Below are 8,650 nucleotides of genomic sequence, written 5' to 3' on the forward strand. Positions count from 1 at the left end.
CTTAAACTTTCTTATCTGTCAAAAAAGGGAGGAACCATTGGTCCCTCCCCTTCACTCTAACTCATTCCCTCTCGATCCCCAAGCGCTCGTACTGCTCCGCCGGGGCGTCCAGCTCTTCCATCAGCCGCCGCATATGCGCCAGCATCTTGCCCTCCACGATCGGGTCCTGCAGAGGCATGACCTGGTCAGGATCGCTGTGCAGATCGAACAGCATGGTCGCCAACTCCTTCGACCGAGGTACCGTCTTCTTGACCTTCAACGTCCGTACGCCCTTCGTAAAGGAAAACGGATCGGCGAGTTCTACATCCTGCAGTTCGCTTACCCGAAACCGGCTGCGCATATGGGTCGGCATCAGCGTATATTCGTACAAAGGACCGTTCGCTTCCGTCGCCGGGCCGCGCATGTACACGTAGCGCCCGTCCGTACAGTTGACATGACCTCCGTGGATGCCGAACAAGGCAGCCTCCCGTACAGGCTTATCGCAAGCGATAGTCTGAGCCAACGATTTCCCGATCATATTGGCTGGAATGTGGATGCCGAAATAGTCCAGCAAAGTAGGGGCCATATCGATCATCTGCACAAGGCTGGTCCGGCGCTCTCCCTGCAGCTTCACGCGAGGATCCCAGATGAATAGCGGCGTATGAGCGATTTCATTGTAGAACGGCTGCACCGACTTGGCCCACCAGTTATGCTCGCCCAGCAGGAAGCCGTGATCCGTGTTGACGATTAGCAGTGTATCCTCCCATAGATTCAACTCGTCCATGAGGTCCAGCATCTTGCCCAGATAGGCGTCGCACATGCTCAACAATCCAGCATACTGAAGCTTGCAATGCTCCACCTCCTCGGGGGACTCCTGAACTTGCCGGTAGAGCGGCCAATCGAAGTGCTTCCCCTCGTACGCATGCGGATATAAGCTGCGATACTTCAAGGGGGTATAGAAGGGCTCGTGAGGATCGAACGTCTCCACTTGCAGAAACCATCGGTCTTCCGCTCTGTTGTTGCGAATGAACTCCATACCCGCCGCGAAGGTACGTGCCTGAGGGAATTCTTCCTCGTCCCGGATATACTGCCGGTTCACCCAGTCCTGCCGCACCAGCGGAGTATGGGTATCGCCTGTGGCCAGCGGTGGAATGTCCGGGTCACGGACATGGCCCTTCCAAGGATCTCCCTCTTGCCCGCGGATCAGCTCGAAGCTCTGGTACCGGGTATGGTAGGTGGCTCCCCCATCCTCCCAGTAATGCTGATGGTCGGTGACCAGATGCGTGTAAACTCCGTTCTCGCGAAGCAGCTCCGGCATGGAGTCGTCGAATGGCTCGAGCGGACTCCAGCCGCGATGCAGGAAGTTGGTTCGGCCCGTATGGAGCTCCCTCCGGGCCGGCATGCAGGGCATACTGCCCACATAGCTGTTCTCGAACGTAACGGTCCGTTCGGCCAGCCGCTTAAAGTTAGGCGCGTGAATCCACTCACAGCCATAAGGCGGCAGCATATGTCTGTTCAACGTATCGAACATGAGCATAATCGCCTTCATCTTCGACTCCCCCTATTTGCCCATCAGCTTCTGGGCGCGGTCATAGAATTGCTGATACCCCGACACATATTTGTCTACATTTAATTTCTTCAATTTATCCAAATGTTCCTTCCACCCCGCATCATCAATCCCCTTCATGATCGATTGAGCCAAGAAATTCGACAAGTAAGTGTTGATTTCCGTCGCCATCGTAGTCCGTTCCTTCAACACTTCAGCAGAATCCTGGCCAAGCGGAATGACATCCTTCTTGAGATAAGGGGTGTACAGCGTCTGCTTCTGCTTCACCTTCACATCCCGCGGATCGGTCACATTCAGTCGATCGTTGTCCTCATCCATGAGCAGGTAGAAGCCGTTCATACCCGGCGATTGCGTATGTCTCAGCTCGGCGAAGTTGTTGAAGCCGGTCGGAAGCTTCGTAGCCTTCTCCCACTTGTCGCCTTGCACCTTGCTCCAGACTACATTCTCCGGTCCGAACGAGAACAGCATTCTGGAGTCGAACGAGGAATTGAAATATTCATACAGCCGCACCAAGGCTTCCGGGTTCTGAGCTTTCTTCGTAACCACGAAGGCATCGTAGACGAAATCGCCAGGCACTTTGTTGCCCAACGCCAAGATGTTGCCGCTCTTGTCCTTCATCGGCAGGATGTCGATGTATTCCGAGGCTTTATCCGTCCCTACTACGATATCGTCATAGCTGTGATGATTGAAAAACCCGAGCACGCCTTTTTTCCCTTTGGCGACATAGTCGGCGTTTTTCTGGACGAATCCGTCCGGATCGATCAGGCCATCTTTGTACATCTTGTTGAGATAGACCAGATAGTCGTAATACCGCGGATCGGAAGGAACGAAGATCACTTTCCCCTTGTCGACCATGACGTTCGTCTGTCCGTCGTTCATAAGACCGAAGTTCCAGAGCATCGGATCGAGGCCGTAGCTTTGCTCGTTGTAGAAGCTGTATGGAATTTCATCGGCCTTGCCGTTGCCGTTAGGATCTTTGTCCTTGAACGCTTTCAGTACTTGGTACAGCTCGTCCGTGTTGGTCGGCACCTTCAAGTTCAGCTTATCCAGCCAAACCTTATTGATGGAAAACGCCACATTCGCATAGTTTCCCGTCGTCTGCAGCAGCGGCAAGCTGTACAGATTGCCGTCCGGCAGCGTGCCGGCTACCTTGTACTCCGGATGCTTCCCATACAATTTCACGAGCGTCGGGGCATATTTGTCGACCAGGCCGTTCAGCGGCCTGAAGGAATCGATGTACAGCGACAAGTTCGGGATCCCGCCCACGATCACATCCGGCAAATCGTTCGATGCGATCATAATGCCGATTTTCTCGTTCCAAGCCATACCCGGGATCTCGGTGATCTCGAATTTCAGCCCTGTTTCCTGCTGCGCCTTCTTGATGGACTCCTTTTCCTGCCAGGAGGTTTTATCGTTATCGCTTTTCTTAACGACCATCTTGATGGTCATCGGTTCCTTTGCGATCGGCAGTCCGGTTGCATTTACTTTGTCGTTAACCGGCGCGTTTTTGGCCGCTTCGCTTCCGCCCTCTTTTTCATTCGAACAGCCCGCCAGTACGAGACCCGCCACCGTTAAAGCAAGTGAGGCATGCATAATTGTCGACGCGCCTAACTTTTTCCTCATGCTACCCTTCATCCCTTTTCTTTGTGTAATTTGCTCGCCGGACCGCCTGACACGAAAGCGATTTCACGATGCAAACTGATTATATAATGCGACCTTGAGCAAAAGTATGGAGCCAGTTCAGGTCAATTTGTATTCAACTCATTGTTTGCGAGCAGGGGCAGCTTAATCTGAATGACCGTTCCCAGCTCTGCCGAACTCGAGACACGAAGCCCGTAAGCTTCGCCATATTGCAGTCGAATGCGCCAGTGGATGTTGGCGAGTCCGATCTTTTGCCGGCCGATGCTTTCTTTTTCCAGCTCCACGGGATGGGCCAGCATTTGCTGAATTTTGTCCAATGTGGCCTCATTCATGCCCGGACCGTTATCCCACACCTCGAGCTGGATCGACTGCTCCATCACACGTCCTGTTATACGGAGATGTCCTTCATTATAGGACTTCTCCAAGCCATGGTACACCGCATTCTCTACCAAAGGCTGCAGCACCATCTTCATGATGGTTTTGGAGTACAGCTCCGGCTCTATATCGAAGGTCCAATGGAATTTCCCGGCGAATCGGATGTCGATAATTTTCAAATATTGCTCCACAATGAACAGTTCTTCCTGAACCTGAACTTCATCTTCGCCTCTTACCGCGTATTTGAAAATCTCGGACATCGAGACCGTCATCTGAGCAATCTCCGGCACTTCTCGGGCCAGCGCAATCCCGCCGATACACTGCATCGTATTGAACAGGAAATGAGGATTCACTTGGCTGCGCAGCGCATAGAGCTCGGTCTGCTTGCGGCTGATCTCGATCTGGTACACCCGCTGGAGCGTGTCCAGGTGACGATTGTTCAATCCTTCCAATTTGCGAAGCATCCGATTGATATGCAGGGCGATTCCGCCGATCTCGCTCCTGTATCGATTGGAGATCTGCTTGTAAAAATCTCCTTCCCCGACCGCCCCGATCTCTCGGAGCAGCCGCGTTACAGGCTTCGCGAAGCTGCGATGAAACACCCAGGCGAGTGCCAGCAGCAGCAACAGCATGATGCCGCCCACAATCATCGTGAAGCCGCGGAAAAATTGATAATCGCGCACGACGTTATCTTTCAGTACGATGCCCACTAACGTCCATTCCGTACGGCCGATCTCTTGGCGGATGGAAATTTCACGGCCTGGAACCGGATGGTTGATCGCTTGCTCTGCCATCTCCGAATTGGAAGCAATCCATTTACCTCCATCGTCCTCGATATAGAATTGCACGTTTTCCGGCTGCGCGGCCTGTCCGACGATTTGCTTCAACAAGTCCGGATTCAGGAAGACGATGATGCTCCCCAGCTTTTCTCCGAGACGAGAATCGGGTGTCGAAGAGTACACCGGCATGAGATAGGCGATGGAGTCCCGCTTGCTGATCGGGTCGCCCGGCAAATAGACGAATCCGCTATACCGATCCCCCTGCCGCTCCGTCCGCTCTTGAATTCGATCCAAGGCATCGGATACTTGAGTATCGCTATAGTAATAAATGCGTTTCCACTCCGGAGTCACCAGAACCACATTCTGAATTTCTGTATTCATCTCGATGCCGGTCTTGATCATATCCTCGATAACCTTCTGCGTGTGAAAAATATCGAGTGGATCGCGCGCGGACAGGAACGATTGGACGGAGTTGCTGTATGAAAAAAACACGGCCGCCTTGGCCGTTCGGTCGAAAATCATATTCATCGTCCCTACCGCTTGGGACATGCTGTCTCGGGTGAACGTCTCCACCTTGCGCTCCGTGACTCGCGTGATCTGCACATAGTAGATCGTCTGCACAATCCCCACGAGCAAGACGGCGAAGACGACGATGAGGCCGAATTGATAGTTGAGCTTGAGGTTCGAAAATCGCCATTTCATAGCCCTTTCCCTGCCTTCCTGTATTCGGTGGGAGTGAGCCCGTAGAACTTCTTGAACACTTTATTGAAATAGTAATAGTCCGGATAGCCGGCCCGCTTCGCGACCTCGTCGATCGACAAAGCTTTCTCTCCAAGCAGGAGCGCAGCCTGTTTCATCCGGAGCTCGGTCAAATATTCGGAAAACGTCATGCCCGTAAACTTGTTGAACAGCAAGCAGCAGTAATTGGGGTTCAAATAAAACTTGCGGGCCAGCTCCCGAAGCTGCAGCTTGTCATCCAGATGATCCCGCATGTACTTGAGCATCCCCTCGAAGTTCAGCTCGCCTTCTTCTTCGGTCGCCTGTTCACGAGCTCCTTGCTTGACGGCTTCGGCTTGCGGAAGCGGGCGTCCCTCCTGGCGATGGCGCTCCAGTTGATGCGCGAGCCGTTGCAGCAGCTGCTCCGCTTGCTCCGGACTGACCGGCTTCAGACAGTATTCGAACGCCCCTAGCTTAACCGCCTCTTGGGCATAAGAAAACTCGGCAAAGCCGCTGACGATGACGAATTCGCTGCGGACCCCTGCCGATCTCAACTGCTGCATCAGTTCAATGCCGGACAACTGCGGCATGCGGATATCGGTGAAGACGACATCCGGCTTATATTGCTCGACAAGCGATAGGGCTTCCATGGAATTCCGGGTCTCGGCCACTACCTCGAACCCCATCTCCTGCCATGGAAACGACTTTTTCAGATAAATTAGAGTCCACGGTTCATCGTCAACCAACACGACACGATATGCGCTCATCTGCAGGTCCCCTGGGATGTCAATCTCGTCATTTGAGTTCCATTATACAACGCCCGGCAAGCGTTTGAATATTTGAACATTATCCCTTCACCGATCCGATCATGACCCCTTTGACGAAGAAACGCTGCAAGAAAGGATACACGCAGATGATCGGCAAGGTGGAGACCACGACGACCCCATACTTGATCACTTCGGCAATGCGCTGCTTCTCGGCAAAAGCGTCCAGCTCCGACGCATCGGTCGGCGTGCTCAGCGCCTGCCCTTGCACAAGAATATCTCTTAGAATGAGCTGAAGCGGGAACAATTCTTTTTTGGAAACGTAGATCAAGGCGTTGAAGTAAGAGTTCCACTGCCCGACCGCGTAGAACAACGCGATGACCGCCACAATGGACTTGGAAAGCGGCAGCACGATGGAGAGAAAGAAACGCCAATTCCCGCAGCCGTCGATGAAGGCGGCTTCCAGCAGCTCTTTCGGAATCATGTTCTCGAAAAATGTCTTCGTGATGATGATGTTGTACACCCAGACGGATCCGATCAGGATCAGCGCGAGCGGCGTATTCAGCAAGTTCAGGTCCTTGACGACCATATAGGTGGGGATCAGCCCCCCGTTGAAGAACATCGTGAACACCATCAGCTTCATAATCCAGCCGCGTCCCAGCAAATCTTTTCGGGACAACGCATAGCCCGCCAGAATCGTCACCACTACACTAATGCTGGTTCCGGCGACCGTATAGAGAATCGTATTCCGATAGCCTGTCCAGATGCGATTTTCCTGAAAAATGAACTTATAAGCGGCAAAGTCGATCCCTCTCGGAGCGAACAGCACTTGGCCGGACAAGATATGCTCGGGCGAGCTGATGGAGGCAATGACGACAAAGTACAGCGGGTACAAGGTGATGAGCAATGCTCCTACGGCTAGAAATAGGATTACGGCATCGAACACGATGTCTTCTTTGGTGTTGCGCTTGATCATCTGCAGCTCTCCTCCGGTTACCACAATCCATGCTGTGTCGTTTTGTTGGCTAGCTTGTTGACGGCGATCAAGACGATGAAATTGATGAGATTGTTGAACAGTCCGATAGCCGAAGCATAGCTGTATTGCGCGCCCTGCAAGCCGATTTTGTAGACGTACGTGCTGATGACTTCCGAATGGGACAGATTGGGCGGCGTTTGCATCAGAAACGTTTTCTCGAAACCGACGTTCATCACTTGTCCGACACTCAGGATGATCAGAATGACGGCCGTCGGCATCAGCATCGGCAGATCGATATGCCAGATCCGGCGAAGCTTGGTCGCCCCGTCCACAATCGCCGCTTCATGCAGCTCGGGACTCACGCCGGCCAATGTAGCAATGTAGATGATCGACGACCACCCCATCGTTTGCCACACGCCCGACCAGACGAACAAATGTCGGAATATGTCCGGGTCGCCCAGGAAGTCGATCGGTTTGCCGCCCAGCTCGCGTATCACAATGTTCACGATGCCGTTGGTCGGCGATAGGAAGACGAACATCATCCCGACCAAGACGACGATGGAGATGAAATGCGGGGCGTACGTGATTGTCTGCGTCGTCTTTTTCAGCCACGGGATTGGGGTGTAGTTCAACACGAGCGCAAGAATGAGGGGAAACGGAAACCCTACCGCCAGCTGGTACAGGCTCAAGAACAGCGTATTTTTCAGCAGTGTCCAGAACGAATAGGAATCGAGAAATTTCTCGAAGTATTTCATACCGACCCAAGTGCTGTTCCAGATCCCTTTCGCAGGGGAAAAATCCCGGAAAGCGATCTGCAGGCCATAAAGCGGCAAGTAGTGGAACAAAATGAGATAGATGAGGGCTGGCGCCAGGAACACATATAAGGTGGTGTTGTTGAATATTTGCTTTAGCAGCCGTTGCCGGGCTGTGCGGCTCGTTGGAACAGTTAGTGGTTTCGGTTGATCGATGGTGGAAGTTTCCTTCATGCTGCGAGTCCCTCCTGCCGGGCCGGCTCTCTAAGTCGTACCGCTCAGGTACATCCTTATTATAGGTTGGCTGTCTCGTCGCAGGTATGGAGCGGATTCAGGACCTTTTGGTAATCAACTCATATAGCAGATGTAAAAAATCCTGGAGGGGGAGTGCAGTCGGCGAGCTGGGAGGGCAGGAAGACGGGTTCCGATCGTGGTTGAAATCATGGCCCTTTTCTGATAGTTACTTCATTCGCACCCACTGGGCTCCATCCTCCAGGCAACCATGATGCCGTAGTCCGAAAAATGAGGCTGTCGATTAACTGAGGACTGTACAGAATCTCAGCTGAATCCACTATCCTTGACCAGATTGTATGATTTTTCGCACAAAAAACGGTGTGTCCCCCATGAATCGACAGCCTCAGAATTCCACTTACAGAGCGGGCCTCCGCCGAAAAATGTCACGTAGTCCGAGTTTGCCGAATTGGAACGGGCTTTCTCGGTGGGGTCTGGCTGAAATGGCTCTGTAAGTGGGCAAATTCGGACTGGAGCGACCTTCGTATGACCACGCAGCTCTGTAGTCAGGAAAAGTCGGACTGGTGTCGGGTGTCAGGTGCCAGGTGTTGATCCGCACCGACTCGAACAGCTCCTCCGGCAAGCTTTCGTAGAAGCTTTACGTGATCCGCACATTGAAGCTCCACACGGCGTTCGGGAGAATCATCGACCAGACGGAATTGAGCAGGCCCAGCGACTTGACGATCAAGTACGCCCGGATGATGCCGCCGCTGAGCAGCATGGTGAAAATGATGTGCGGTCGGGGAGAGTAAGAAAAACCGTCCTGGCGGAAGGCCCGGTGGCGTGAGTGCTCAGTTGGTGCGTGGGGA

6 protein-coding genes and 1 pseudogene are annotated in these 8,650 nt (G+C 53.2%); all 7 read right to left on the reverse strand.

Features of this window, described 5'->3' with window-relative positions:
- Window positions 1–61: 61 nt before the first annotated feature.
- Window positions 62–1,528: a sulfatase gene (locus PKO02S_RS31000; protein ID WP_127588991.1), complete on the reverse strand. Its 1,467-nt coding sequence runs from the start codon at window positions 1,526–1,528 to the stop codon at window positions 62–64.
- 12 nt (window positions 1,529–1,540) lie between these two features.
- Window positions 1,541–3,169, reverse strand: coding sequence for a type 2 periplasmic-binding domain-containing protein (locus tag PKO02S_RS31005; protein WP_164821803.1), 1,629 nt, complete (start codon window positions 3,167–3,169; stop codon window positions 1,541–1,543).
- Window positions 3,170–3,291: 122 nt separating this feature from the next.
- Window positions 3,292–5,043: a sensor histidine kinase gene (locus PKO02S_RS31010; RefSeq protein ID WP_127588995.1), complete on the reverse strand. Its 1,752-nt coding sequence runs from the start codon at window positions 5,041–5,043 to the stop codon at window positions 3,292–3,294.
- A complete protein-coding gene (locus PKO02S_RS31015) occupies window positions 5,040–5,825 on the reverse strand; it encodes a response regulator transcription factor (protein WP_127588997.1) in 786 nt (261 codons plus the stop codon). Before PKO02S_RS31015 ends, PKO02S_RS31010 begins: the two co-directional genes overlap by 4 nt.
- Before the next feature lie 79 nt (window positions 5,826–5,904).
- Window positions 5,905–6,798, reverse strand: coding sequence for a carbohydrate ABC transporter permease (locus tag PKO02S_RS31020; RefSeq protein ID WP_127588999.1), 894 nt, complete (start codon window positions 6,796–6,798; stop codon window positions 5,905–5,907).
- A 17-nt stretch (window positions 6,799–6,815) separates the two neighbouring features.
- The gene (locus tag PKO02S_RS31025) at window positions 6,816–7,784 is read right to left on the reverse strand and encodes an ABC transporter permease (protein WP_127589001.1); all 969 of its coding nucleotides are present in this window, start codon (window positions 7,782–7,784) and stop codon (window positions 6,816–6,818) included.
- A gap of 655 nt (window positions 7,785–8,439) precedes the next feature.
- A pseudogene (locus PKO02S_RS31030) lies at window positions 8,440–8,650 on the reverse strand (hypothetical protein); the annotation flags it as partial.

This window comes from Paenibacillus koleovorans NBRC 103111, assembly GCF_004000845.1.
GTDB classification, from domain to species: domain Bacteria; phylum Bacillota; class Bacilli; order Paenibacillales; family NBRC-103111; genus Paenibacillus_AA; species Paenibacillus_AA koleovorans.

Excerpts from the sequence above, each read along its gene's own strand:
- PKO02S_RS31000 (WP_127588991.1), bottom strand. The coding sequence starts at position 1,528 with ATGAAGGCGATTATGCTCATGTTCGATACGTTGAACAGACATATGCTG.
- PKO02S_RS31020 (WP_127588999.1), bottom strand. The coding sequence starts at position 6,798 with ATGATCAAGCGCAACACCAAAGAAGACATCGTGTTCGATGCCGTAATC.
- PKO02S_RS31025 (WP_127589001.1), bottom strand. The coding sequence starts at position 7,784 with ATGAAGGAAACTTCCACCATCGATCAACCGAAACCACTAACTGTTCCA.
- PKO02S_RS31005 (WP_164821803.1), bottom strand. The coding sequence starts at position 3,169 with ATGAGGAAAAAGTTAGGCGCGTCGACAATTATGCATGCCTCACTTGCT.
- PKO02S_RS31010 (WP_127588995.1), bottom strand. The coding sequence starts at position 5,043 with ATGAAATGGCGATTTTCGAACCTCAAGCTCAACTATCAATTCGGCCTC.
- PKO02S_RS31015 (WP_127588997.1), bottom strand. The coding sequence starts at position 5,825 with ATGAGCGCATATCGTGTCGTGTTGGTTGACGATGAACCGTGGACTCTA.